At 28.8% G+C, this 24200-nt stretch carries 27 protein-coding genes and 1 tRNA gene; 13 read left to right on the top strand and 15 right to left on the bottom strand.

The features are described 5' to 3' along the window. Window positions 1-5: 5 nt before the first annotated feature. From hisB to AC5SMR_RS06710, 8 genes are read left to right on the top strand one after another with little or no spacing between them, the layout of a single operon-like run. The gene (hisB, locus tag AC5SMR_RS06745) at window positions 6-596 is read left to right on the top strand and encodes an imidazoleglycerol-phosphate dehydratase HisB (RefSeq protein WP_018413686.1); all 591 of its coding nucleotides are present in this window, start codon (window positions 6-8) and stop codon (window positions 594-596) included. Window positions 597-601: 5 nt separating this feature from the next. Beyond that, the gene (gene hisH, locus AC5SMR_RS06740) at window positions 602-1228 is read left to right on the top strand and encodes an imidazole glycerol phosphate synthase subunit HisH (protein ID WP_494576852.1); all 627 of its coding nucleotides are present in this window, start codon (window positions 602-604) and stop codon (window positions 1226-1228) included. Between the two features lie 2 nt (window positions 1229-1230). Beyond that, window positions 1231-1950, top strand: coding sequence for a 1-(5-phosphoribosyl)-5-[(5-phosphoribosylamino)methylideneamino]imidazole-4-carboxamide isomerase (gene hisA / locus AC5SMR_RS06735; RefSeq protein WP_494576850.1), 720 nt, complete (start codon window positions 1231-1233; stop codon window positions 1948-1950). Continuing rightward, a complete protein-coding gene (gene hisF / locus AC5SMR_RS06730; RefSeq protein ID WP_494576848.1) occupies window positions 1943-2698 on the top strand; it encodes an imidazole glycerol phosphate synthase subunit HisF in 756 nt (251 codons plus the stop codon). Before hisA ends, hisF begins: the two co-directional genes overlap by 8 nt. A gap of 31 nt (window positions 2699-2729) precedes the next feature. Beyond that, window positions 2730-4634, top strand: a complete 1905-nt coding sequence (locus AC5SMR_RS06725) for an acyltransferase family protein (protein WP_494577410.1) — start codon at window positions 2730-2732, stop codon at window positions 4632-4634. A gap of 18 nt (window positions 4635-4652) precedes the next feature. Continuing rightward, window positions 4653-4925, top strand: coding sequence for a phosphoribosyl-ATP diphosphatase (gene hisE / locus AC5SMR_RS06720; protein ID WP_494576846.1), 273 nt, complete (start codon window positions 4653-4655; stop codon window positions 4923-4925). Beyond that, window positions 4922-5287: an HIT domain-containing protein gene (locus AC5SMR_RS06715; protein ID WP_494576844.1), complete on the top strand. Its 366-nt coding sequence runs from the start codon at window positions 4922-4924 to the stop codon at window positions 5285-5287. Before hisE ends, AC5SMR_RS06715 begins: the two co-directional genes overlap by 4 nt. Then, window positions 5284-5787: a GNAT family N-acetyltransferase gene (locus tag AC5SMR_RS06710; RefSeq protein ID WP_494576842.1), complete on the top strand. Its 504-nt coding sequence runs from the start codon at window positions 5284-5286 to the stop codon at window positions 5785-5787. Before AC5SMR_RS06715 ends, AC5SMR_RS06710 begins: the two co-directional genes overlap by 4 nt. On the opposite strand, the gene AC5SMR_RS06705 is transcribed toward AC5SMR_RS06710, so the two are convergent. Both AC5SMR_RS06705 and AC5SMR_RS06700 read right to left on the bottom strand, forming a co-directional pair. Then, complete coding sequence (locus AC5SMR_RS06705) at window positions 5788-6342, bottom strand: LolA family protein (protein ID WP_494576840.1); 555 nt, start codon at window positions 6340-6342, stop codon at window positions 5788-5790. Next, the gene (locus AC5SMR_RS06700; RefSeq protein WP_494576838.1) at window positions 6342-8432 is read right to left on the bottom strand and encodes an FtsK/SpoIIIE family DNA translocase; all 2091 of its coding nucleotides are present in this window, start codon (window positions 8430-8432) and stop codon (window positions 6342-6344) included. The genes AC5SMR_RS06705 and AC5SMR_RS06700 overlap by 1 nt, the downstream gene beginning before the upstream one ends. A 64-nt stretch (window positions 8433-8496) precedes the next feature. On the opposite strand from AC5SMR_RS06700, the gene AC5SMR_RS06695 reads away from it, so the two are divergent. Further along, a complete protein-coding gene (locus AC5SMR_RS06695) occupies window positions 8497-9591 on the top strand; it encodes an FAD-dependent monooxygenase (protein ID WP_494576836.1) in 1095 nt (364 codons plus the stop codon). Between the two features lie 2 nt (window positions 9592-9593). Here the strand turns inward: AC5SMR_RS06695 and AC5SMR_RS06690 are convergent, their stop codons facing one another. Further along, window positions 9594-10235, bottom strand: a complete 642-nt coding sequence (locus tag AC5SMR_RS06690; protein WP_494576834.1) for an LON peptidase substrate-binding domain-containing protein — start codon at window positions 10233-10235, stop codon at window positions 9594-9596. 97 nt (window positions 10236-10332) lie between these two features. Here AC5SMR_RS06690 and AC5SMR_RS06685 point away from each other — a divergent pair. Together AC5SMR_RS06685 and AC5SMR_RS06680 are read left to right on the top strand one after the other, a co-directional pair. Further along, window positions 10333-10407 (top strand) — tRNA-Gly (locus AC5SMR_RS06685). A gap of 22 nt (window positions 10408-10429) precedes the next feature. Further along, entirely contained in the window at window positions 10430-10774 is a 345-nt protein-coding gene (locus AC5SMR_RS06680) for a 4a-hydroxytetrahydrobiopterin dehydratase (protein WP_494576832.1), read from the top strand. Here AC5SMR_RS06680 and purH read toward each other — a convergent pair. The 7 genes from purH to AC5SMR_RS06645 form a co-directional block, all read right to left on the bottom strand. Next, window positions 10764-12320, bottom strand: coding sequence for a bifunctional phosphoribosylaminoimidazolecarboxamide formyltransferase/IMP cyclohydrolase (purH, locus tag AC5SMR_RS06675; protein ID WP_494576830.1), 1557 nt, complete (start codon window positions 12318-12320; stop codon window positions 10764-10766). The two genes, AC5SMR_RS06680 and purH, sit on opposite strands and share 11 nt — an antisense overlap. Then, window positions 12299-12637, bottom strand: a complete 339-nt coding sequence (locus tag AC5SMR_RS06670) for a heparinase II/III domain-containing protein (RefSeq protein WP_494577409.1) — start codon at window positions 12635-12637, stop codon at window positions 12299-12301. The genes purH and AC5SMR_RS06670 overlap by 22 nt, the downstream gene beginning before the upstream one ends. A gap of 62 nt (window positions 12638-12699) precedes the next feature. Further along, window positions 12700-13908 carry a heparinase II/III family protein gene (locus AC5SMR_RS06665; protein WP_494576828.1) on the bottom strand — a complete coding sequence of 403 codons (1209 nt, stop codon included), beginning with the start codon at window positions 13906-13908 and terminating at the stop codon, window positions 12700-12702. A 4-nt stretch (window positions 13909-13912) separates the two neighbouring features. After that, on the bottom strand, window positions 13913-14572 hold the full coding sequence (rpe, locus tag AC5SMR_RS06660) for a ribulose-phosphate 3-epimerase (protein WP_494576826.1): 660 nt from the start codon (window positions 14570-14572) through the stop codon (window positions 13913-13915). A gap of 28 nt (window positions 14573-14600) precedes the next feature. Then, the gene (locus AC5SMR_RS06655) at window positions 14601-14957 is read right to left on the bottom strand and encodes a hypothetical protein (protein WP_494576824.1); all 357 of its coding nucleotides are present in this window, start codon (window positions 14955-14957) and stop codon (window positions 14601-14603) included. Window positions 14958-15033: 76 nt separating this feature from the next. Continuing rightward, window positions 15034-16842 (bottom strand): sodium:solute symporter family protein, encoded by a 1809-nt coding sequence (locus AC5SMR_RS06650; RefSeq protein WP_494576822.1) that lies wholly within the window; start codon window positions 16840-16842, stop codon window positions 15034-15036. Beyond that, window positions 16842-17102 (bottom strand): DUF4212 domain-containing protein, encoded by a 261-nt coding sequence (locus tag AC5SMR_RS06645; protein ID WP_006997592.1) that lies wholly within the window; start codon window positions 17100-17102, stop codon window positions 16842-16844. The genes AC5SMR_RS06650 and AC5SMR_RS06645 overlap by 1 nt, the downstream gene beginning before the upstream one ends. Before the next feature lie 135 nt (window positions 17103-17237). Here AC5SMR_RS06645 and AC5SMR_RS06640 point away from each other — a divergent pair, with 135 nt between their 5' ends. Beyond that, window positions 17238-17861 (top strand): hypothetical protein, encoded by a 624-nt coding sequence (locus AC5SMR_RS06640; RefSeq protein WP_018413665.1) that lies wholly within the window; start codon window positions 17238-17240, stop codon window positions 17859-17861. On the opposite strand, the gene acs is transcribed toward AC5SMR_RS06640, so the two are convergent. The 5 genes from acs to tsaD all read right to left on the bottom strand — a co-directional run bounded on the left by acs (window position 17858) and on the right by tsaD (window position 23217). Beyond that, entirely contained in the window at window positions 17858-19900 is a 2043-nt protein-coding gene (gene acs / locus AC5SMR_RS06635) for an acetate--CoA ligase (protein WP_494576820.1), read from the bottom strand. The two genes, AC5SMR_RS06640 and acs, sit on opposite strands and share 4 nt — an antisense overlap. A gap of 6 nt (window positions 19901-19906) precedes the next feature. Then, on the bottom strand, window positions 19907-20320 hold the full coding sequence (locus AC5SMR_RS06630) for an EVE domain-containing protein (RefSeq protein ID WP_494576818.1): 414 nt from the start codon (window positions 20318-20320) through the stop codon (window positions 19907-19909). Window positions 20321-20457: 137 nt separating this feature from the next. After that, the gene (locus tag AC5SMR_RS06625) at window positions 20458-20622 is read right to left on the bottom strand and encodes a hypothetical protein (RefSeq protein ID WP_494577408.1); all 165 of its coding nucleotides are present in this window, start codon (window positions 20620-20622) and stop codon (window positions 20458-20460) included. Window positions 20623-20668: 46 nt separating this feature from the next. Beyond that, a complete protein-coding gene (locus AC5SMR_RS06620) occupies window positions 20669-21856 on the bottom strand; it encodes a glycosyltransferase (RefSeq protein WP_494576816.1) in 1188 nt (395 codons plus the stop codon). A 287-nt stretch (window positions 21857-22143) separates the two neighbouring features. After that, entirely contained in the window at window positions 22144-23217 is a 1074-nt protein-coding gene (gene tsaD, locus AC5SMR_RS06615) for a tRNA (adenosine(37)-N6)-threonylcarbamoyltransferase complex transferase subunit TsaD (RefSeq protein ID WP_494576814.1), read from the bottom strand. A 59-nt stretch (window positions 23218-23276) separates the two neighbouring features. On the opposite strand from tsaD, the gene hemC reads away from it, so the two are divergent. Further along, window positions 23277-24200: a hydroxymethylbilane synthase gene (hemC, locus tag AC5SMR_RS06610; protein ID WP_494576812.1), complete on the top strand. Its 924-nt coding sequence runs from the start codon at window positions 23277-23279 to the stop codon at window positions 24198-24200.

Genomic DNA, 24200 nt, shown 5'->3' with positions numbered 1-24200 from the left:
ATATTATGAGCAGAATTGGAAAAGTTTCTAGAAAAACAAAAGAAACCAGTATTAGTGTTGAAGTTAATATTGATGGCAAAGGTCAATATAAAATTGATACTGGAATAGGTTTCTTAGATCATATGCTTGAACAATTATCAAAGCATTCACTGATTGATTTAAAAGTTAAAGCAAAAGGTGACACTCATATAGATCTTCACCACACAACAGAAGATACTGGAATTGCTATAGGTGAGGCTTTAAAAAAAGCATTGAAAGATTTTAAAGGAATCAAAAGATACGCTCATGCAATGATTCCAATGGATGAAACGTTAACAAGAGTTGCAATTGATGTTTCAAATAGACCTTATTTAATATGGAAAGTTAAATTGAAAGTAGAAAGACTTGGAGAGATGGACACAGAACTTTTTAAAGAATGGTTTCAAGCTTTCTCTCAATCAGCAGGAATAACTTTGCATATGGAAAATATTTATGGAGATAATAGTCATCATATAATTGAGTCTTGTTATAAGGCTCTAGCAAGATCATTAAGAACAGCTTTAGAGATAGATCCTAGAAATAAGAAGAGCATTCCATCAACTAAAGGCTCATTATAAGTTTAATGAATGTCACAATTGTTGATTATAATTCAGGAAATATCAGCTCTGTAATAAATTCCTTTAAAGAAGTCGCTAAAGATAAAGTTAATATCGAAGTGACTTCAGATTTAAATAATATTAAATCATGTGATAAAGTAGTTTTACCAGGACAGGGGTCGTTTAAGAGCTGTGTCGATGCATTAAACAGCATAAACGGTCTAGTAGAGACACTAAGTGAGTTTACACTTACTAATAAAAAACCTCTTCTTGGAATTTGTGTTGGTTTACAGATGTTTGCAGATCTTGGATATGAAGAAACTGAAACAAAAGGGCTTGGTTGGATTTCAGGAAAAGTTTCAAAGATTGATAATCAAAATAATAAATTCAAACTTCCGCACATTGGTTGGAATGAAATTAATATTGTTAAAGAAAGTAAAATTTTTAAGAACATAAAAAATAAATCACACATGTATTTTGTACACAGCTACGAATTTATACCTGATGATAAAAGTGTAATTTCAGCAACAACAGATTATTCATCAAATATTGTTTGCTCAGTTGAAAAAGAAAATATCTTTGGAACTCAGTTTCACCCTGAAAAAAGTGATAAATTAGGACTTAAAATCATAGAAAATTTTTTAAATTTATAAAAATGAAAATATTTCCAGCTATAGATATTAAAGACAAAAAATGTGTGAGGTTAATTAAAGGGGACTTTAATAATAAAACCGAATATGAAATATCACCAATTGATCAAGCTGGTAAATACAAAGATCATGGCTTTAAAAATTTACACATTGTTGATTTAGATGGCGCCTTAACGGGAGAGACAGTTAACCTGGGTATTATTAAAGAAATAGTTCATAAATTTGATTTAAAAATTGAAGTAGGTGGAGGCGTTAGAAACATTAATAGTATTGAAAAATACATAGATGTAGGAGTTGAAAAAGTTATTTTAGGAAGTGCAGCTATAAAGGATAAAAATTTTTTAAAAGAAGCATGTCAAAAATTTCCTAACAAAATTGCCTTAGGTCTAGATGCTAAAGATGGATACTTGTCAGTTTCGGGATGGAAGGAAAATTCTAAGCAATTGACTTTAGATTTTTTAAAAGAAGTAAACGATTATGGTGCAAGCAGATTAATCTATACAGACATAAATAGAGACGGCACCAAACAAAGTCCTAATTTTGAAGAAACAACCAATGTTGCAAATGCATCTAATTGCCCAGTAATTATTTCAGGAGGGGTGTCTTCAATTGATGACATTAAAAAAGCAAAAGGTTTAAAAAATATTGAAGGAATAATAGTTGGTAAGGCTATTTATGATGGTGATATTAAATTGGAAGAATTAGTAAAAGAATTAGATGCTTAAAAATAGAATTATACCCTGTTTAGATGTTAAAAATGGGAGAGTTGTTAAAGGAATTAACTTTGTAGATTTAAAGGATGCCGGTGATCCAGTTGAGCAAGCTAAAATTTATAGTGATAGTGGTGCTGATGAGATTTGTTTTTTAGACATCACTGCTTCCAATGAAAATAGAGACACAATATATGATGTTGTTGAAAGAACGTCCAAAAAATGTTTTGTGCCGTTAACGGTTGGGGGTGGGGTTAGAGGAGTTGAAGATATTAATAAATTATTAAATTGTGGTGCAGACAAAGTTTCAATCAATACTGCGGCAGTTCAAAACCCTGAAATGATAATTGAAAGTTCAAAAAAATTTGGATCACAGTGCATTGTTGTTGCAATAGATGCTAAAAAAAATGGCGATAAATGGGAGGTTTTTACTCATGGTGGAAGAAACAACACAAATATAGATGCAATAGAATTTGCAAAAAAAATGGAAGATAGTGGAGCAGGGGAGTTACTGGTGACTTCAATGGATAGAGATGGCACCCAAATTGGTTATGATAATGATTTAATGTTTAAAATATCTTCAACAGTTAATATACCCATAATTGCCTCTGGTGGAGTTGGTAATTTAGAGCACTTAGTTGAAGGGATAAAATTAGGAAATGTCAGCGCTGTTTTGGCAGCCTCAATTTTTCATTATGGAAAATTTAGCATAAAAGAAGCAAAAGAATACTTATCATCGAAAAACATTCCAATTAGAATTTAACAATGCAAAAAAAAAAAGTTATAGAAGAGATATTGACGGACTTCGTGCATTAGCAGTACTAGGAGTCGTTTTTTATCATTCTGAAATTTTAATTAATAAAGTATTAATATTTTCTGGAGGTTTTCTTGGAGTTGATATTTTTTTTGTTATTTCGGGATATTTGATTACATCAATAATTTATAAAGAAAATAAAGTCAAAAAATTTTCTTTTATTAATTTTTACATACGTAGAATTAGAAGACTTCTTCCAGCTCTCCTAGTAGTCTTATTTGTAAGTTTAATTTTTTCATATTTTTTATTTTTGCCAGTTGAGTTTAAATCATATCTAGACTCTATTATTTCTTCTATATTCTTCTATTCAAATTTCTACTTTCATTATTCAGGCCAAGCTTACGGTCAGACCATTTTGTCAACAAAACCTTTATTACACACATGGTCTTTAGCAGTAGAAGAGCAATTTTATATTTTGTATCCAATTTTTTTAATCTTTAGTATTTATCTGTTTAAAAAAAAAATAAAAATTCTCTTTTATTTAATCATTTTATTCTCATTAATTTTTGCATCTTATATAAGTGAAAATCATCCTTCTTTTAATTTTTATATGCTTTTCACAAGGTCGTGGGAGCTGATGTGTGGAGCGCTCATTGCTTTATATCACTTAGAAGAAAAGAAAAGAAATCATTATAATTTTCTGTCATATTTAGGTTTTTTTTTAATTATCTTCTCATTCATATTTTTTGAAGATCCTCATCGGCATCCTTCTTTTTTAACATTAATACCAGTTTTTGGGTGTTGCCTGATTATAGTCGATAAAGACTCAAATAGCTCAATAAACAAATTTTTATCTTACAAATGGTTTGTAAATATAGGGTTAATCTCTTACTCGTTATATTTGTGGCATCATCCAATTTTATCATTTGGAAAAATTTCAGGAATTACAGATGGGAGTATTTTTTTTAAAATTTTACTCATACTTTTGTCTTTTGTCTTGTCAGCTCTAACATATCATATGGTTGAAAAAAAATTAAGGAATTCAAATTTTATTTCATTTAAAAAATTATTTGTAATTTTAATTTCGACTATTACTATTTTAATTTTATTTACTGTTTATTTACCTTCTAGCCATAAATTAAGATATCCAAAAATTTTAACAGATATTAAAAATCAAACCTGGTGGACAACAAAGCAATTTTTTAAACCTTGTTTTCAAAGAAAATTTATTTTTTGTGACTTTGGTGATAAAGACAATAAAGACACCATTTTTTTAGTTGGAGACTCTATAATGGCATCTTTACAAGAGGAATTAAGACTTTCTTTAAAAAAACGTAATAAAAATTTTATAATAATGACAAATGCAGGTTGTGATTTTTTAATAATTGATAAACGAATAAAAAAAAATAAATTTTGTAATTCTAAAATACAAAAACAAAGGGAAATTAAAATTAAAAAATATAAAAATTCAACAATTATTTTACATCTAAATTATCAAAATCTTGATGCTGAAAATATAAAATTAAATCTCTTTTTGGAAAATGTGAACAAATATTTAAATCTAGATTATAATATAATATTGATTTATCCGATACCACAATTTCAAAACAATGTATCAAGTTCATTGTATGAATTATATCATAAAGATAAAAAAAATTTTTTGAATAATATTTCAAAGGAAGAAAATTATATTAGTTTAGATTATGACAAATTTAGTTCAGATGTAAAAAGCATAATTCAGAATTTAAATTATTTAGAACATAAAAATTTATATAGGGTTTTTCCAGAATCTATTTTTTGTAATGAAATCATAAAAGACAAATGTTTGGGAAATTCTTCAGAAGACATATATTTTGTTGATACAGATCATTTAAGTAAAAAAGGTTCAAAAATGATCAATGTTAATTTGATTAAAGTTATAGATCAAATATACTTAGATAATTAAAATATTTAAAAGTAATAAATGTTAAAATCTTTAGAAAATATTGTTTTACTAGCGCGAAAAAGAAAGTTTAACCCTGTCGAAAACTCTTATACTAACAAGTTGCTTACAGATAAACTTTTAAGTAAGGCAAAAGTAATAGAAGAAATTTATGAGTTAATTGAAGCAGTAGAAAAAAATTCAAATAAAATTCATGAAGCTGCAGATGTTTTTTATCATTTATTAATTTATCTTGAAGCAAATGATGTAAAAATCGAAGACGTGATGTCAGAATTAGATGAAAGAAAAAAATGAATTATGATGAAAATAATATTTTTGCAAAAATTTTGAGAAAAGAAATTCCTTGTAAAAAAATATTTGAAAATGAACATGTTCTTTCTTTTCATGATATAAGTCCTCAAAAAAAAATACATGCACTAGTTATTCCAAAAGGTGAGTACATTGATTTAGATGATTTTAATGCTAGAGCTTCAGATCAAGAGATAGTTGCATTAAGTAAAGCTATTTCAGAAGTTTCGAAAATATTAAATATCTCAACAGACACAGGTAAAGGTTATAGAGCTTTAACAAATTTGAGTGAAGATGGCGGTCAAGAGGTTCCACATTTACACTTCCATTTATTTGGAGGAGAAAAAGTTGGAAAAATGGTTGAGTGACAGAAAAAATTTACCGAAGTTATTTAGAGATAAGATCCCTAGATGAATTAAAAGAAGTTAAGAGGCCTGCAGAGAATTATTCTGTAGAGCTTGTAGAGCCAAAAGATTTTCAATTAAATAAATTTTTTTACAAATCTATTGGTAAGAATTGTCAATGGATTGATAGACTTATTTGGACAGATTTAAAATGGACAGATTATGTTTCTAATGATCAGTTATTTACATACATTCTTAAAGATAAAGGTGAAATAGCTGGCTATTTTGAACTGTTATTTAATAAACAAAGCAAAGAAGCTGAAATTGCTTATTTTGGAATTTTAGAAGAATATTTTGGAAAAAAATTAGGAGGATATTTATTAAGTGAGGCAATTAAGTACTCATTTAATATGGGTGGTGTAAGAGTTTGGCTTCACACTTGTTCTCTAGATCACAAAAATGCGTTAAAAAATTACCTAGCCAGAGGTATGAAAAATTTTAAGTTTGAAACTTTAATTAGATGATTAATTATTTTCAGGTAATTTAAAAATCTTTTCATCTATCTCTTGGTTTTTTTTAACAGAAGAAATAAATGTTATTGATAAATTTTGATAAATATCTTCGGTTTGCCATCCAATTAAATTTAAATCTTTCTTATCAAAAAAAATATTAATTTCATTATTATTCTCAAAAATTTTAAAATTTAAATACTTATTGTCAATATCCCTTGGCTCCAGTTTTTCTATCTCAGAAATTAGATATTCTTTATCTAGTAAAAATTCTAAAGGAGTTTTGTTAAGTGGGTAACGATAATAACTTCCTTTATTATTAGTCTCAATAACTAAAGAACTTCCATTTGAAACTAAAATTTTTTTATTAGCATTATTGTATACACAAAAAATTTTTTTAGGATATTCAATGATACATTTTCCATCTTCACTTTTATCATTAATGGTTTGTTTGAAATTAAAACTTAAATTATTAGTAAGTTTCATTTGCAAAATTATTTTATCTTTTGGGGATGAGTTGGCTGGAAGATAAAAACTGAAAAACAATAAGATGATTATTACTTTAAGCATTAAAGCACATCTCTTTTACCAACATGATTAGCTTTACCCACAACCCCGTCAGCTTCCATCATATCAATAATTCTTGCAGCTCTATTATACCCTATTTGTAATTTTCTTTGTAAAAACGAGGTAGATGCTTTGCCCTCAGATCTAATAATATCAAGTGCAGCCTGGTACAACTCATCTTTATCTCCAGAGCTAGAAGTTTCTCCACTCAATTCTTTCTCATCAGCAAAATTTAAGATTTCATCTATATAATCTGGCTCTGCTTGACTTCTTAAATAATTATTAACTTTTTCAATTTCAGTTTCAGATACAAATGGAGCATGAATTCTAACGATCTTATTTGCTGAAGACATATAAAGCATATCTCCCTTACCAAGTAGTTGCTCAGCACCTTGTTCACCTAAAATTGTTCTACTATCTATTTTTGATGTTACCTGAAAAGATATTCTTGTAGGAAAATTTGCTTTAATAGTTCCTGTAATAACATCAACACTTGGTCTTTGAGTGGCCATTATAATGTGAATTCCAGCAGCTCTTGCCATTTGTGATAATTTTTGAATATAATTTTCTATCTCTTTACCAGCAACAAGCATTAGGTCAGACATTTCATCTACTACAACAACAATATAGGGCATAGCCAAAGTGTGCTTAGCATTATAGCCATCAATATTACGGACTCCTTCTTTGGTCATAAGTCGGTATCTATTTTCCATCTCTTTAACAACCCAACCTAAGACAGAAGCAGCTTTCTTTGCCTCAGTAATCACAGGACACAATAAGTGAGGTATGCCTTCATAGGTTGATAGTTCAAGCATTTTAGGATCGATTAGTATGAACTTACATTTGTCTGGTGTGTGCCTGTAGAGTAAAGACAAGATTATAGTATTTATACAAACAGATTTACCTGATCCAGTAGTTCCTGCAATTAATAAGTGAGGCATAGAAGCTAAGTCTCCAACAATAGGAACACCAGAAATGTTCTTGCCAAGTGCAATTGGTAATCGAATATCTTTTTTATTAAAATCAGAGTTAGAGAGTATTTCACTTAAATAAACATTCTCACGACTAGAATTTGGAAGCTCTATACCGATGGTGCTACGTCCTGGAATAGTAGCAATTCTTGCAGATTCAGAGCTAGTATTTCGAGCAATATCATCTGAGAGATTGATAATTTTTGATACTTTAACACCTGCTGCAGGCTCAAATTCATTGAGTGTTACTACAGGGCCATGACTAACCTTCTTTATATCCCCACTAACCCCAAAATCTAATAAGATTTTTTCTAAAAACTCACTATCAATATAATCTTCATCTTTTAGTTTTCCCCTATCTTTTTGTGTTGGGATTTTGAGTAAGTCGATAGTAGGTAGTTTGAAGCGAATTTTTTTACTTGGAGATTTATTTTCACTTTTTATAAAAGGTAAATCCTCTTGAATTAAATTTGTAATTTCTTCTTGTGGTATAAATTCACTAATTATCTCATTTTCATTAGTATAACTCTTTTCTTTTTTTATAAAGATTAATTTAAAAAGTTTTTTTATTAATTTATAAAAATAAATTATTTTAAAATGGATACTAATTAAAAATAAAATTAAAATAATTAAAATTAAAAAGTAATAAGAAATTTGAGAATTAATATTAATTAAAGAAGTTAAAAAAGTTGTTTCTAAATATTTTCCAATAAAACCACCATTTCCATTAATGTAAAGGTTGAAGGCAGTTGGGTAAAAAAAAGAAAAAAATAAAGAACCAAATGAAGAATAAAGAACTGAATAAAAAATACTTTCAAATATCAAAAAAATTTTCTTATTCAGAACTATATTTATGCCAGAAAATATGAGCGTAAATGGAATTAATAAAGCAATGAGCCCAAAGGTTTGAAAAAAAAGATCAGCTGTGTAACTTCCATTAAAACCAAGCAAATTTTTAATTTCTGTATTATCTGGAAAAATAAAATTAGGGTCATCGGGAGAAAAAGTTGCAAGGGAAATCAACAAAAGAAGACCAATTATAACAAAAGCAATTCCAGCAGTTTCTATAATTCTGTTTATACCGAAATTAATTGTATTGTTGGCTAATTTTTTAAATTCCATAAATAAATGAGTCTAATTAATCACTTTGTATCATCTAATTTTTATTGTTAAAATTAAAATTATTATGAATGTTTGTATTATTGGTGAAGGTCTAACTGCTCTATCTTTAGCTAAAAGCCTTATAAATAAAAAAATAAATGTTCATTATTATTGTAAAAGTAGAAATAGTAATTTTTCCTCCAATAGAACAATAGGAATATCTAAAAGTAATTTTGAATTTTTCAAAGAAAAAATTTTTCAGATTTCAAAAAATAATTACTGGAAAATAAATAGAATAGAAATTTATACTGATAAAATTGATACAGAAAATTTATTAAAATTTGAAAATGATAAAAATGATCTGTTTTATATTATAAAAAATGATGAGCTTCTAAAATCGTTAAATAGTAACCTTATTAAAAGTAAATTTTTTAAAAAAATAATATTAAGCAAAAATATTAATGAGGAGTTTTTAAATAAAAAAGAATATGATTTAATAATAAATTGTGATGTAAATAATTTTTTAGCAAAAAAGTACTTCACTAAAAAAATTAGTAAAAATTATTATAATCTTGCTTATACCACTATTTTAAAACATAAAAAAATAGTGAATAATACAGCAACTCAAATTTTTACAAAGCAAGGTCCAATTGCATTTTTACCAATCTCTAACACTGAAACGTCTGTAGTATACTCGATGGATATTAAGAATAAAAAATTTGATAATAGCGATGTAATAGATTTAATTAATAAAAATAACCCCAAATATCTAATTAATAAAATTGATAAATTAAATAGTTTCGAGTTGAGTTCTTCAAATTTAAGAAACTATTATCATAAAAATATCTTAGCTTTTGGAGACATGCTTCACAGAGTGCACCCATTAGCAGGACAAGGATTTAATATGACAATACGAGATCTTAGAATTCTAACTAAAATTATTGAAGACAAAATTGAATTAGGTATGCAGTTAGATTCACAGATATTTGATGAATTTGAAAAAAAAACGAAGGATAAAAACTTTGTTTTTTCTAAAGCCATAGACTTAATTTATGAATCTTTTAATTTAGATAAAAAAGTTCAAAATAAAAGCTTTAGCAAAATTATTAAAAACATTGGAAAAAATAAAAATCTAAATAATTATTTTATTAAACTAGCGGATGCAGGAATAAATTTTTAAGTTTACTGAATAGTTGTATTGTGAAAATCATCAAAACTGTAAGTACTCAATATTTCGGAAATTTTATCTTTTCGTGCTTCTAAATTTTTACTTTCTAATAAAATTTGTTTTTCTTCTAGTGAAAAAGGAGATGCCATTGCTAGAGCATTTATCGTTTCATTTAAATCTTGTTTCTCTAAAGATTTCCAATTTATAATATATCCTTTTTTTTCAAATAATAATTTTAAATCTTTAAATATTGACTCTAGATCAGAAAATTTTAATTTCTTTTTTTCAGAAGTTAAATCTAGCTCAAAATTATCATAAGTAGTTTCGCAAATACGATAAGGTTTTGAACTTTTAATTTCTTTAGTCACTTCAAACCGCGTTATACCATTTAGATCAATCATATATCTACCATCTGATGTATCTTTAAAATTGGTTATTTTACCTAAACAGCCAACCTTATGAAGACCAGGGATTGAATTATCATCATTATTTTTTGGTTGAATCAAACCAATCATCTTGTTTGTTTTCATACTATCATTAATCATTTCAATATATCTTGGTTCAAATATATTTAATGGAACTGTTGTATGAGGAAATATAATAAAGTTACTTAATGGAAATACAGGGATAGTTTTTGGTAAATCTTGTTTTTTCATTCTTTCTTTTAGCAAATTTTTGAAAATCTATATACCAATGAAACACTTTATTATTGATTGAACTAAAAAAACCATCTATTTATAGTGTCTTTTATAAGCGGGTCTAGCTCATTGGTAGAGCGAATCGTTGCCAACGATTAGGTAGAGGGTTCGATTCCCTTGACCCGCTCCAAAATTTTGAAACATATTAATCAATGAGTGATTTACTTAATAAGAAATGTGTACCATGTGAGGGTGGAATTTTGCCTTTTGATATCAGTGAAATTCACAAATATCAAAAAAAAGTTGATGGTTGGGATGTTAAAAAAAATGCAAAAGAAATATATTTTTTAGAGAAAAATTTTATTTTTAAGAATTTTATTAATAGTCAAAATTTTATAAATAAAGTTGGTGAAATATCGGAAAATGAAAATCATCATCCAGATATTTCATTTGGTTGGGGATATGCTAAAATTATAATTACTACTCACGCTATTGAAGGACTGTCAGAAAATGATTTTATTCTAGCAGCTAAAATTGATCAAATTTTTAATGTCTAAAATGTCTTGTTTTAGAAAAAACTAAAATAGTACCAGTTTGGTTTGCAAATTTTATTATCTCTTTATCTCTAATAGATCCAGAAGGCTGTATTACAGCTGAAACTCCTGATTGTACTAATTTTTCAATACCATCAACAAATGGAAAAAAAGCATCAGAGGCTGCCACAACATCTTCATTTAAGTTTTGAAATTTATTCATTTTATCTATAGCAATTTGACAGCTATCAAGTCTACTTGGTTGCCCTGAACCAATACCAACTGTTGCTTCTTGGCTTGCAAGAACAATTGAATTTGATTTTACATATCTACAAACATTAAATGCAAAAATTAAATTTTTTAACTGAGATTTATTTGGTTTTAGTTTTGAAACAACTTTGAAATCTTTAGGTTTAAATACTTTTAAATCCTCAGATTGTGTTAAAATAGATTCATTCACAGAGCCAAATCTTATTAAATCCTTCATCATAAATTCTGATGCATCAATAATTCTTATATTTTTTTTCTTTTTTAAAATTTTTAAAGCATCAGCTTGAAAACCATTAGCAATAATAACCTCTAAGAAAATTTTATTAAGCTCTAATGCTAGAGTTTTATTTATTTTGAAATTACAAGAAACTATTCCACCAAAAGTACTAACTGGATCACAAGCAAGAGCCAATTTATAACTTTTTAAACCATCTTTATTGATCGAAACACCACAAGGATTAGCGTGTTTAACTATAACGGTTCCGGAGTTTTTTGGTAAAGATTTTGATATTGTTAATGCAGAAAAAATATCATTATAATTATTATAACTTAACTGCTTACCATGAATTTGTTTAATATTAAGATTTTGAGTTTTAGAATAAATTGCAGCTTCTTGATGTGGATTTTCTCCATACCTTAATTTTTCAATTAAATTTCCATAAATAATTTTTTTTTTGGGAAAATTGTTTTTTTTAATTTTATTAAAATAGTTAGAAATTACAGCATCATAATAAGCCGTTTCAGAGAAGGCCTCTAAAGACATCTTTTCTCTAAATTCAATAGATGTTGATCCTTTATTATATTCTAATTCATTAATTAGAGTCTGATATTGATCTGAGGATGTAATAACAGTAACATCGTTATAGTTTTTGGCAGCTGCCCTAACCATAGTGGGACCTCCAACATCAATATTCTCTATTATTTTTGAATGATTGGTTGTTTGATCTAAAGTTTTTTCAAAAGGATAAAAGTTAACAATAACAAGGTCAATTTCATCATATTGATTAGCTTTTAGTTCTTTAGTGTGAGATTTGTCGTTTCTTTTGCTTAATATACCAGCATGAATTTTTGGGTGTAGTGTTTTAACTCTTCCACCAAGAATTTCTGGTGAACCAGTATACTCAGAAACTTCTTGGCATTTAAATTTAAGTTTCTTTATTTCTTTATAGGTTCCTCCAGAGCTGATTAATTCAATTTTGTATTTAGCTAAAACTTTTAAAAGGCTGCCTAAATTTTTTTTATCAGATACTGAAATAAGAGCTTTTTTTATTTTTTTCATTATAATTTTGTGATTTCCCATCTTATAGTTTGATTTTCTTCATTAGTCATTCCTGAAATAAATATATTTTGATTATCTGTAAAAGAATTTTTTTCTCCAAAATATAGCCCTTTATCAATATTCATCATTGAGTTCTCTGAGCTAAACTTCCAGCCTTCTCCATCAAGATCTATAAGTATTGATTTTCCATCTTGTGTTTTCATTAATCTAATATTTGGCTCCAAATGAAATCTAATATCAAATTTTAAATTCTTAATACCCTTATTAGAAATTATTTTATCATGACCAATGAATTTTAATTGTTCTGGGTAAAATTCTATTTCTCGATCATGAACAATACCATTTAGTTTTAAATAACCATCGTGAGAAGCATTAATTTTCCAATAATTTTTTTCAAATACTATTTTTTTTTTAATATTCTTAAACCTTGATTAATTTTAGATTTTTTACCTTTTACTTTGCTAAAATTACAAGAGGATTTGTCATTTACAATTAGTGTACTATGGACTGCGCTTGATTTAGATATTTCATTTAGTTGATGATCAGCTTTTTGAAAATAACCACAATTACTAATTAATTTTTTACCATTTGATACAATCTCAAAAGATAAAGCTCCAGCTTGATAATTTGTAGATAATTTTGTATCGGGGCTTGATCCAATATCCATTATTAGAGAATTTTTTTTATTGTTAAGTACTACATAGCCACCCAATTCATTATTTTGATTTTTAAAGTTATAGCCAAGTCTTTTTAAATAAAGGTCAAAATTATGATTATTTGTTTTATGATTGCCATTAAAGAGAAAATCTATTTTATTGTTTTGCCAAATAAAAGCGTAAGCCTGACCCAAATAATATATATTTTCATTTATAAAATCAGGTATTTCATTTTGAGATTCTTTAAACCACTCTCTAATTAATATAAAATATTTTAAGTAAAAACTTAACTGTCTGATATTTCTTGATTTTGGAAAGCCATCATTATCCAATGAATATTTTGCTAATTTTTTTAGTAAATTTAACCCAGTATTTAAATAATTATTATTTTGAGGGTATGATAGACCAGTTAAAATGATAGCAGCACACCCTATAACCTTATCATTGATTAATTCAGAGGTTTCAATTTCATTAATAAGGTGATTAATTTGCTTCTTTATAATGCCATTAAAATTGTCTTTATAATCAATACTACCATCTTCATAGGTAAGCCTAGAATTTGAAATCCAAGCTATTATTCTTTTTCCAATTATATCAATTTTCCAATTTTTAGAGTTGTATCTGTTATTTGTATTAATCCATTGATAAATGACATTTTGAGTATCTTTTTTTGAAGATCTAAGGTCTAGACTAAATAACCAAAAAAAACTGTTTAAATTCTGTTGGTCTTTTTCTTTTAAATTTGGATTATCCCAAATTTCATTTAATGAATAATTTTCTATATTAATTTTTTTTTTGTCATATTTTATAAGACCATCTAGCAAGCTAGGGCTTGGTTGATATTCTATTAACTCAATAGAGGGGGGTGTAATTTTTTTATTATATAGATTAGAATTTAAATAAAAATGACGAATTTTTTTTTTGATAAGCTTAAGTGAATTGTTTAAAATCATTATTCTAACTTGATTTTAAAAGGTCTATATTTTTTTTTATATCTCCATTATTGTTTTTAAATATAGTTGTCCCAGATACTAAAATGTTTGCACCAGCTTCTATTGCTAGTTTATTATTATCAAAATTAATTCCACCATCAATCTCGATATCAAAATCTAAATTTTTTTGATCCCTTATCTTTTTTAATTCTTTTATTTTTTCTAAAACTTCTGGCATAAACTTTTGTCCTCCAAATCCAGGGTTTACACTCATAATTAGCACTAAATCTATCTCGTTTAGTAAGCCAGTTATTAAATTAATTTTACTTTCTGGATTTAAAGAAACTCCTACTTTTTTATTTAAGCTCTTTATATGATCTATTGAACTTTTTAAATTCTCAGTAGCCTCTGGATGTATGGTGATTATATCTGCTCCAGCATCTGCATAATCTTTAATATATTTGTGTACGGGAGAAATCATTAAATGAACATCAAACGGGAGTTTTGTGTATTTTCTTAAAGCCTTAATAATTGGAGGTCCCATTGTTAAATTTGGAACAAAATGGCCATCCATCACATCCACATGGATCATATCTGCCCCACCTTCTTCAAGCCTTTTTATTTCATTTCCTAGCTGACTAAAATCAGCAGATAAAATTGAAGGTGATATTTGTATTTTTTTCATTGATTAGTAATTCTACTAATATCAATTTTTAAAATTTAATTGAATTAAATAATTGATAAATTTGCTTAGAAATTTCACTTTCTAGAGGAAAGGACAACATCCCCATCACAGAATAACCCAAGACCCAGGGCATAAAGTAAAATCTAATCATATAAAAGAACCAAGCAACATATAAAGGAACCAGAGGTCCTATAATGAAAGAAGGGGTAATTGGTTTAAAAGTTTTTATTAATGGATTAGTATATTTTACAAATATCTTCATAAAAAAAAATTCCGAATCTTCTTTTTGAAAAATATTCATCGCAACTCTTCCTATTAAAGTCCACATGATAACTCCAAGGAGATAATCTATAAAATAAACTAGAGGATGAAAGTTAGCAGACATTTAGAATTTATATTTGAAAAAAGTTTGAATTAAAAGGGGCGAAATTAATCGCCCCTAGAATTAAGATTTATTGGCTCTATTTACCAGTGACAGTTCTACCACTTGGTATACGAACTTCATCAACCATTTTTTGAATTGCAGCTTCAGGTGCAGAAGTCATTAAACTCACTACCACCATTGCTATACAACTAACAGCTGCTCCGAAGATACCAAATGTTAACTGAGTAAGTCCTAAGAACCCACTTCCACCAGTTCGTACCCAAACTAGGTACCAAATAGCAGAACCAAGACCTAAAACCATACCAGCAACAGCACCTTCTCTGTTAGCTCTTTTCCACCATACACCAAGTACAAGTGGGAAGAACAATCCAGACATCGCAAAGTCAAAAGCCCAGATCACTGAACCTAAGATACCTTGGATCTCCATTGCCGCAATAGTTGCTCCAGCAAAACCAATTACTACAAGTAATACCCTTGCAACAAGTAGTCTTTTTGCAGTCTCTGCTTTTGGATCAATCATTTTGTAATAAACATCATGAGAGATCGCATTAGCAATTGCTAGAATCAAACCATCAGCTGTTGACATGGCAGCAGCCATACCTCCAGCAGCAACCAGACCTGAGATTACATATGGTAATCCAGCTATTTCTGGTGTTGCTAACACAACTGCTTTACCGCCCATAAAAAACTCGTTTAATTCAAGAGTTCCATTACCGTTAAAGTCACTGATGAACATCAAGTTTGCACTATTCCAGTTTTGGAACCATGACAAAGCTTGAACCTCAGCAAATGATTTACCAATAATACCTGTAGGTAAAGTTGGATCAATTAATGATAGTTTAGACAGTGTTGCTAACATTGGCGCAGAAGAATACAGAAGGAAGATAAAGAATAACGACCAACCAACTGATTTTCTTGCTGCTTTTACGCTTGGAGTAGTAAAGTATCTCATCATCACGTGTGGTAATGATGCTGTTCCCATCATCATCGCAAGTGCTAATGAAATAAATGCCCAAGGCGTAGCGTTTACTGCAGAGTGTGCTTTAGTTATTCCAGCTAACCCTTTAGGTACCGTTGCTAGATCAGCAGCAGAGTTTTTAATAAACCCAAACTGTTGCTCTAACTCACCAATTCTAGCTACTTCATCAGCCAACATAAAGTGAGGGAAGAAACCCGCACCCAATTTGTTACTGATCCAAAAAATTGGAAGTAAGTAAGCTATAATTAGCACGATATATTGCGCAACCTGTGTCCAAGTTACCGCTCTCATACCCCCTAACATTGAACAAAGTAAAATACTTATTAGTCCAATATATACAGCGTATTTAAAGTCGATATCTAGAGCAACAGATGCAATAGTACCAGTAGCGTTAATCTGAGCAGTCACATAAGTGAACGAAGCAACAGTTAAAACTATTACTGCACACAATCTTGCTAAATTACCACCGTATCTTGTACCTACAAAATCTGGAACTGTGTAACATCCAAATTTTCTTAAGTATGGTGCTAATAAAGTTGCAACCAATATGTAACCACCAGTCCAACCAACAAGTAGGGCCATATATCCGTAACCTTTAAAGTAAATACCACCTGCCATTGCAACGAATGAAGCACCAGACATCCAGTCTGCTGCTGTCGCCATTCCATTAAATACAGTGGGCACTTGTCTTCCGGCCACGTAATATGCGTCTGCTTGAGCTGTTCTTGATAGATAACCGATCAGTGCATAGATGAATATTGTAAAGGCTACAAAAGCAACACCTATTGCTTTAGCAGTCATACCCATCTGCTCACCAATTGCCATTAAGATTATGAAACCTATAAAACCTCCTGTATAGATTCCGTAAACTTTTGGCAAATTGTCTATAAATTTACCTTTAATCATTATTGATCTCCTCTTTCGTTGAAGCCGAATTCTTCATCGATTTTCTCTTGCCTATTAGCAAACCAGAAACATAAAATTACAAAAATTCCAAGAGATCCTTGACATGTAAACCAGTATGTCCATGGATAACCGAAAGGTCCTGTAACCTCATTCATTTCAGCTGCAAATAGGAAGATGCCGATTGAGAAAACAAACCAAATAGCCAGTGTTACGAATAACAATGACCTAGTTTTTTCCCAGTGTTTTGTTGCGTTTGACATTTATACCTCTCTATTTTTAGTTATAACTACCCTAAACCATAACCATTCTGTAAGTTTTTAAAAGACTTAAAATTGTTCATATTAGGTGCTTATTTACCTACCTTTTTAAGGTATAATGAGCATATATGAATTTTTATGCAAAAATATAAACTCTCCTGGAAAGACATATCGTTTGATGATTTTAAAGTTTATTTGTTTGCCATGTTTAGGGCTTTTATTCCAAAGAAAAAAATTAAGAATTTAGATGAGCTTGAACACTTTATTCAAACAAAATCTGCTTGGGTAACACAAGTAACTTTATATAGTTATTTAAAAACCAGGATGGGAACAAGGTATGTTCTTCACTTTGATAATGATGTGTTCATGTCTTCCCTTAATATTGCCAAATGGAATATTTATTCTGTAGCCTTACAAGATTTGATGTTATTTACGTTTTCTTATTTAAAAGTTAACTTTAATTTTCAAAACGTTGACCAGTCTAAAGAGATTTTTTCTAAAATTTTAGATGATGAGATTTCTAATAAGATGCCACTTGATATTATTGAGGAAGCAAAAAAAACTTTTAATGAAAGACTTCAAAATATAAACTGGGAAATTTATTATAAAGATTTACCTTTTAATCCTAGTGCTTTGTCATTATACAAATGGGCCCCAATTGCTGAAGAGCTTAAAACTTTAGATCGAAAAATCGTATTGAATTCTATGATATTGAAATGGGATATTATTAAAAAAGAATTTGAGAAATTAATAGAATTTTAAATATTCTTTCTATTATCCACCAAACTTTGCACAACACTTGGGTCTGCTAAAGTTGTTGTATCCCCTAATTGGTCATGCTCATTAGCGGCAATTTTTCTTAAAATTCTTCTCATAATTTTCCCAGATCTAGTTTTTGGAAGACCAGGTGAGAAATGAATAATGTCAGGTGTCGCTAGTGCACCGATTTGTTTTCTTACCCAAAGTTTTAAATCTCTCTCAAGATCTAGGTCAGCTATCTCCCCAACATTTAAAGTGACATAGCAGTATAAGCCATTACCTTTAATGTCATGTGGGTATCCAACTACAGCAGCTTCGGCAACCTTTGGATGAGCAACAAATGCACTCTCAATTTCAGCAGTTCCAAGGTTATGACCAGAGACAATAATTACATCATCTACACGACCAGTTATCCAGTAGTAGCCATCCTTGTCTCTTCTAGCCCCATCCCCAGTAAAGTATTTGCCATCAAATTGAGAAAAATAAGTATCAATAAATCTTTGATGATCACCGTACACAGTTCTCATTTGTCCAGGCCAAGATTGAGAAATGCACAGTCTTCCCTCACCAGCTCCTTTAATTTCTTTTCCGTCCTTATCGACTATTGAAGGTTTAATTCCATAGAATGGTTTAGTAGCCGACCCTGGTTTTAAATTTATAGCACCTGTTTGTGGACTAATTAATATTCCACCTGTCTCAGTTTGCCACCATGTATCAACTATTGGGCATTTAGAATTTCCTATTGTTTTATAATACCACATCCAAGCTTCAGGATTTATTGGCTCTCCAACAGTACCTAATAATTTTAAAGATTTTCTTGAGGTTTTTTTAACAGGTTTATCTCCCTCTCTCATTAAAGCTCTAATAGCAGTGGGTGCTGTATAAAAAATATTAACTTTATATTTATCAATGATTTCCCACCATCTTGAGCTGTCAGGGTAGGTTGGAATTCCTTCAAACATTATTGTTGTGGCACCATTAGCAAGAGGACCATAAATTATATAACTATGGCCAGTAACCCAACCAATATCAGCTGTACACCAATAAATATCTTTTGGTTTATAGTTAAAGACATATTGATGGGTCATAGATGCATAAACCATATAACCACCCGTTGTATGTAAAACCCCCTTTGGTTTTCCAGTAGAACCAGATGTGTAGAGAATAAACAAAGGATCTTCTGCATTCATTTCTTCTGGATCACAATGTTTTGGAACATCTTTAATTAAATTGTCATACCAGATATCTCTATCTTTATTCCAGTTCACTTTGTTTCCAGTTCTTTTAACAACTATACATTTTTTAACATTTGGACAGCTTCTTAAAGCTTCATCTGTGATCTCTTTTAAAGGAATAGTTTTTCCACCTCTAACTCCTTCGTCAGCTGTAATAATATATTCTGATTCACAATCATTAACTCTGCCAGAAATAGAATCTGCTGAAAATCCACCAAAAATAATAGAATGAACGGCACCAATTCTAGCACAAGCAAGCATTGTTACTGCAAGCTCTGGAATCATAGTTAAATAAATTGTAACTCTATCACCTTTTTTAATTCCTAATTTTCTTAAACCATTTGCAGTTTTTGAAACTTCATTATGTAATTGTTTGTATGAAATTTTTTTTGTATCTTTTGGGTCATCCCCCACCCAAATAATAGCGGTTTTATCTTTTTTATCTTTAAGGTGACGGTCTATACAATTAGCAGAAGCATTTAAAGTCCCATCTTCATACCATTTAATTCTAACTTCTTTTTTACTGTACTTAACGTCTTTAATTTTTTTATATGGTTTAGTCCAAGTAATTCTTTTCCCCTCATTCTTCCAAAAGTCATTGTTATTTTTAATCGAGTCTGAGTATTTTTTTTGATATTTTGTTTTATTTACTAAAGCACTTTTTACCCACTCAAGTTTAGTTTTTATGATTAATTCATTTTCTTCGATTTTTTTTAAAACCTTTTTCTTAAAAGGCTTTACTTTTTTTTTAGCCTTGGTTTTTTTAGAAACTTTTTTAACTTTTGATATTGATTTTTTTTTTGGCATATATTTCTAAATATTACTCATCTTGTTTAAAATTTTCCAGCTTTTAGAGTCTATTGGCATAACAGATAATCTACTTTGTTTAATAAGTGATAAATGGCTAAGAGACTTGGTTTTTTTAACCTCTTCTAGAGTTACACTTTTCTTTAATTTTTCCTTAAACTTTACTTGAACAGCTACAAATCGTCCATCTTTGTCAGTTTTATCTAAGAAAGCTTCTTTAATAACCTCAACTATACCAACAATTTCTTTACCTATATTTGAGTGATAAAAAAAACAAAGGTCTCCTTTTTTCATTCCTCTTAAATTTTTAGCTGCCTGGTAATTTCTTACTCCATCCCAAGGAGCACCTTTAGCACCAGCTTTTTTTTGCTGATCAATTGACCAAACATCAGGTTCTGATTTCATTAACCAGTATTGCATTCAGACTTTACTATTTTTTATTAATAATTTATTTAATCTCTTATAATGTTTTCTGTGAATTATGGGTAGTAGTTTTGAAATTTTATTTTTCCACCAATTATATTCCTTTTTGAACAACCAGTCTATTTTCATGTGATCTACTCCAAAACCAAAATACGAGTATCCATTATCCAAAAGTTTTTTAATATTTTTGTTTTTTGAATTTTGGTTAAATGTAAATATTCTAGTGAAATATTTTTGATTTTAAATTTCTTTAAATTAAGAGCCATAATTACTTCAAAATCACTACCCTCAATATCAATAGAAAAATAATCTATAAGTTTGTTATTAAAATTTTTATCTAAAAATTTATCTATAGAGCTTCATTTGTTTTTTTATTTCCATAAAAAAATCAGTATAATAGTTTTTTATTTTTTCATCAGATAAATTTTTAATAAAATACTCGTATGCATTCAATTTTTTTTTATTAATTTTTTCTATATTATTCTCAAGATTATTTATTTCTTCAGCTAAATTTTCTGGATTCTCAATATCAATTTCAGTCACAAACTCTTTAAGCGAATCATCCAAGAGACCCAGTGTATAAAAAACAGGTTTTTTATAATAAAAAGCTTCATAGAGAGGCAATGATGAGTAGCCAATCAATGAAGGCATCACTAGTGCTTTACAATTTCTATATAAATTTCTTATTTCTTCATCACCAAGGTATTCTAGACAAACTACTTGATCGTTAAGATGCAACTCATCTATTTTTTTTTTTATATAGCTGAAGTTATTTTTTTTATGACCAGTAAATATAAATTTTGTTTTTTTATTATATTTTCTATTTAGAACTTTAATAGCCTCTAAAATATAATAATGATTTTTGTGTGACCAGTACTGAGCTGGATAAAAAAAAAACTCGTTAGTTTCACCAACCCAATTTTTTATTTGTTCCAAGTTAAGTTTTGTGTTCTGTTTATTTGAGGTTGAAATATTAGAACTTAAAGGAATTACTTTTATTTTTTTTTCATAACAGTTGTAATACTTTTCAATAGCATCCTTTTTTTTCTTCGTATCCACAATTAATGAAATTGATTTTTTAATATTTGTGTTTAATATGTGCTCTCTGAAATCATAGTCTGTCCATTCTTTATACTCTGGCAGGTCTGGTCTAAAAATATGATGAAATTCATATATGTAGGTTGCGTAATTAATTCTATCACAAAACTCAGCAAGTCTAGTGTTACCTAAAAATAATATCAAATCTATACCCTCTTTTTTGACAAGTTTCTCAAATCTATTGTGGATATTATACTTTTTTAATAATGACTTTAATACTTTTGAAGAGTTGAATAGAAAAAATAATTTATCTATTAAATTTGTATTGTAATCAATAGAGTGAGTAATTTTTTCATCGGACTTATTTTCTGAATTTATATTTATAAGTATAAATTCAAATCCTTTTATGTCAGAGAGCAATTTATATGATTTTAACGATTGATGGTAAGAACCCCCACCTTTGCTGCTTTGTTCTCCAATTATTGCAATTTTCATTTAAATTTGTCTAGTTAATATTTAACATTTTAATTGAATAATTTAATCAATTTTTTTATAATTATGCAATATTACTTTAAGCACCCAAAATCATACTATTGTAATTTTATGTCTTACTTTTTTTAGATAAAAAATTACACATAAACTCTGATATATAACTGATTATGAAAATATGTATAGTAGGTGGTACAGGTCATATTAGTACAGCTATAGTTAATCAACTACTTAAACAAGAACATAACGTTTTTTGTTTTAATCGTGGATCTACTATTTTTTTCCAAACTGCACTACAATCTTACTCCAGCACCCTTTAAAAAAGCAGCATCTGCATCTAGGGGCCACCTAGGTTTTGCAGGACTATCTAATTCACTAAACTGTTTTAACTTAAATTTTTCTAATCCAACCATTGCAATCATTGCTGCATTATCTCCACACAAATTAATAGGTGGAAATATCGCTTCAAACTCTTCTTCTTTGCAAAGATTAGTTAGAACTTCTCTAATTCTCTTGTTAGCAGCAACACCACCTGCAACTACAAATTTATTTTTATCTGTTGTGTTCATTTTTTTAAATTCTTCAAAAGCAATTTTACTTTTCTTATATAGTATTTCTTCAATTGTTTTTTGAAAAGATGCTGCAAGATCATATTTTTCTTGTTCAGTTTTTATTTGTTTTGATATTTTTAAAACAGCAGTCTTTAAACCTGCAAATGATAAATTACATCCTCCTTTATGAAAAATTGGCTTTGGTAGCTCATATTTATTGGGATCACCTTTTTTTGCGTATATTTCAATTTGGGGACCACCAGGAAATTCTATTCCTAATAATTTTGCCGTTTTATCAAATGCCTCACCTACAGCATCATCAATAGTTGTTCCTAATCTTTTATAATTTCCCAAGCCCTGCACACTTAAAAACTGAGTGTGACCTCCAGAGATTAAAAGTAATAAATAAGGATAATTTAATTCAGAATTTAGTTTTGGGCTTAAGGCATGTCCTTCTAAATGATTAACAGCTATAAAAGGTTTATTTAGCGAGGAGGCCATTGCTTTTCCAAAACTTAAACCAACAGACAGACAGACCATAAGACCAGGTCCTGCTGTGGCTGCTATTGCATCCAGTTCTTCCATTTTTACTCCACTTTTATCAAATGCTTTTTTTGTGATTAAATCTATTTTTTCCATATGGGATCTTGCGGCAAGTTCTGGCACAACACCACCAAACTCTTTATGAACATCCACCTGACTTGAAACAATACTTGATAAAATTGTTGGCATACCTTCCTCATTTTCAGTTATGATAGAGGCTGCTGTTTCATCACAGCTTGATTCAATTCCTAAAATTATGGGTTTTTTATTCATTAAATTAGTTTTTATTAATAATACATTCTCAATATAAGTATGAAGTATAAAGCAATTAAATGAAAAATAGAAAAATTATTATAGGCTCTAGAGGAAGCAAATTAGCAATAATCTATGCTGAAAAGGCTAGAGAAAAAATTCTCAAACATTCAAAAGATTTTGGAATTGAAGAAGTAATCATTAAAGAAATTGTAACTAAGGGCGATCAAGTTCAAGACAAAAGGTTATCTGAAGTAGGGGGTAAGGGACTTTTCTCAAAAACTATAGAGGTTGAATTATTAGAAAAAAAAATAGATATAGCGGTACATGCATTAAAAGATATGCCTTCTGAAGAAACTAGAGGATTGTTGACAGATTGCTTTTTAGAAAGAAATGATCCTAGAGAAATTTTAATTAGCAAAGACAATAAACATCTAAAAGATTTAGCATCAAATTCAATTATTGGAACATCCTCATATAGAAGAGAATTTCAGATTAAAAAAATAAGAAATGATCTTAATTGTAAATTAATTAGAGGAAACGTTGATACAAGGATAAGAAAACTTAACGAAAACTTATATGATGCAATTATCTTATCTTATGCTGGAATCGATTCTTTAGGATTAAATCAAAATATCTCTCAAACTTTTTCTACTTCAGAAATTATACCTTGTGCTGGACAAGGAGTTATTGCCTTGCAGTGTAGAGATAACGATGAAAGTTTAATTGAATTATTAAAACAAGTTGATCATCAATCAACACACAGTTCAATAAAAGCTGAAAGAAACGTCTTAAAAGTTTTAGAAGGAGATTGTGAAACAGCAGTAGGAGCATTTGCAAACATTGAGGGGAACAAAATTAATCTTGAAGTAGAGCTTTTTTCACTAGATGGCAGTAAAAGATTTTATTTAAAATCATCTGAAAGTGTAGATAAAGCAGAAGAATTGGGAATAGAGATGGGAAAAACTCTTAAAAAGATGTCTAATAATTCTTACAAAAAATAA

The organism is Candidatus Pelagibacter sp. PS_28, assembly GCF_059417885.1.
This window is presented reverse-complemented; position numbering and strand designations above follow the sequence as displayed.

Bases quoted from the DNA above. Each gene is read 5' to 3' on its own strand.
- AC5SMR_RS06630 (WP_494576818.1), bottom strand. From the start codon at position 20,320: ATGCAATACTGGTTAATGAAATCAGAACCTGATGTTTGGTCAATTGAT.
- AC5SMR_RS06700 (WP_494576838.1), bottom strand. From the start codon at position 8,432: ATGGAATTTAAAAAATTAGCCAACAATACAATTAATTTCGGTATAAAC.
- hemC (WP_494576812.1), top strand. From the start codon at position 23,277: ATGAAAAATAGAAAAATTATTATAGGCTCTAGAGGAAGCAAATTAGCA.
- AC5SMR_RS06620 (WP_494576816.1), bottom strand. From the start codon at position 21,856: ATGAAAATTGCAATAATTGGAGAACAAAGCAGCAAAGGTGGGGGTTCT.
- AC5SMR_RS06665 (WP_494576828.1), bottom strand. From the start codon at position 13,908: ATGATTTTAAACAATTCACTTAAGCTTATCAAAAAAAAAATTCGTCAT.
- AC5SMR_RS06655 (WP_494576824.1), bottom strand. From the start codon at position 14,957: ATGTCTGCTAACTTTCATCCTCTAGTTTATTTTATAGATTATCTCCTT.
- hisE (WP_494576846.1), top strand. From the start codon at position 4,653: ATGTTAAAATCTTTAGAAAATATTGTTTTACTAGCGCGAAAAAGAAAG.
- AC5SMR_RS06695 (WP_494576836.1), top strand. From the start codon at position 8,497: ATGAATGTTTGTATTATTGGTGAAGGTCTAACTGCTCTATCTTTAGCT.
- tsaD (WP_494576814.1), bottom strand. From the start codon at position 23,217: ATGAATAAAAAACCCATAATTTTAGGAATTGAATCAAGCTGTGATGAA.
- acs (WP_494576820.1), bottom strand. From the start codon at position 19,900: ATGCCAAAAAAAAAATCAATATCAAAAGTTAAAAAAGTTTCTAAAAAA.
- hisA (WP_494576850.1), top strand. From the start codon at position 1,231: ATGAAAATATTTCCAGCTATAGATATTAAAGACAAAAAATGTGTGAGG.
- hisF (WP_494576848.1), top strand. From the start codon at position 1,943: ATGCTTAAAAATAGAATTATACCCTGTTTAGATGTTAAAAATGGGAGA.
- AC5SMR_RS06705 (WP_494576840.1), bottom strand. From the start codon at position 6,342: ATGCTTAAAGTAATAATCATCTTATTGTTTTTCAGTTTTTATCTTCCA.
- AC5SMR_RS06645 (WP_006997592.1), bottom strand. From the start codon at position 17,102: ATGTCAAACGCAACAAAACACTGGGAAAAAACTAGGTCATTGTTATTC.
- hisB (WP_018413686.1), top strand. From the start codon at position 6: ATGAGCAGAATTGGAAAAGTTTCTAGAAAAACAAAAGAAACCAGTATT.
- AC5SMR_RS06690 (WP_494576834.1), bottom strand. From the start codon at position 10,235: ATGAAAAAACAAGATTTACCAAAAACTATCCCTGTATTTCCATTAAGT.
- AC5SMR_RS06680 (WP_494576832.1), top strand. From the start codon at position 10,430: ATGAGTGATTTACTTAATAAGAAATGTGTACCATGTGAGGGTGGAATT.
- AC5SMR_RS06715 (WP_494576844.1), top strand. From the start codon at position 4,922: ATGAATTATGATGAAAATAATATTTTTGCAAAAATTTTGAGAAAAGAA.
- AC5SMR_RS06640 (WP_018413665.1), top strand. From the start codon at position 17,238: ATGCAAAAATATAAACTCTCCTGGAAAGACATATCGTTTGATGATTTT.
- AC5SMR_RS06650 (WP_494576822.1), bottom strand. From the start codon at position 16,842: ATGATTAAAGGTAAATTTATAGACAATTTGCCAAAAGTTTACGGAATC.
- rpe (WP_494576826.1), bottom strand. From the start codon at position 14,572: ATGAAAAAAATACAAATATCACCTTCAATTTTATCTGCTGATTTTAGT.
- hisH (WP_494576852.1), top strand. From the start codon at position 602: ATGAATGTCACAATTGTTGATTATAATTCAGGAAATATCAGCTCTGTA.
- purH (WP_494576830.1), bottom strand. From the start codon at position 12,320: ATGGGAAATCACAAAATTATAATGAAAAAAATAAAAAAAGCTCTTATT.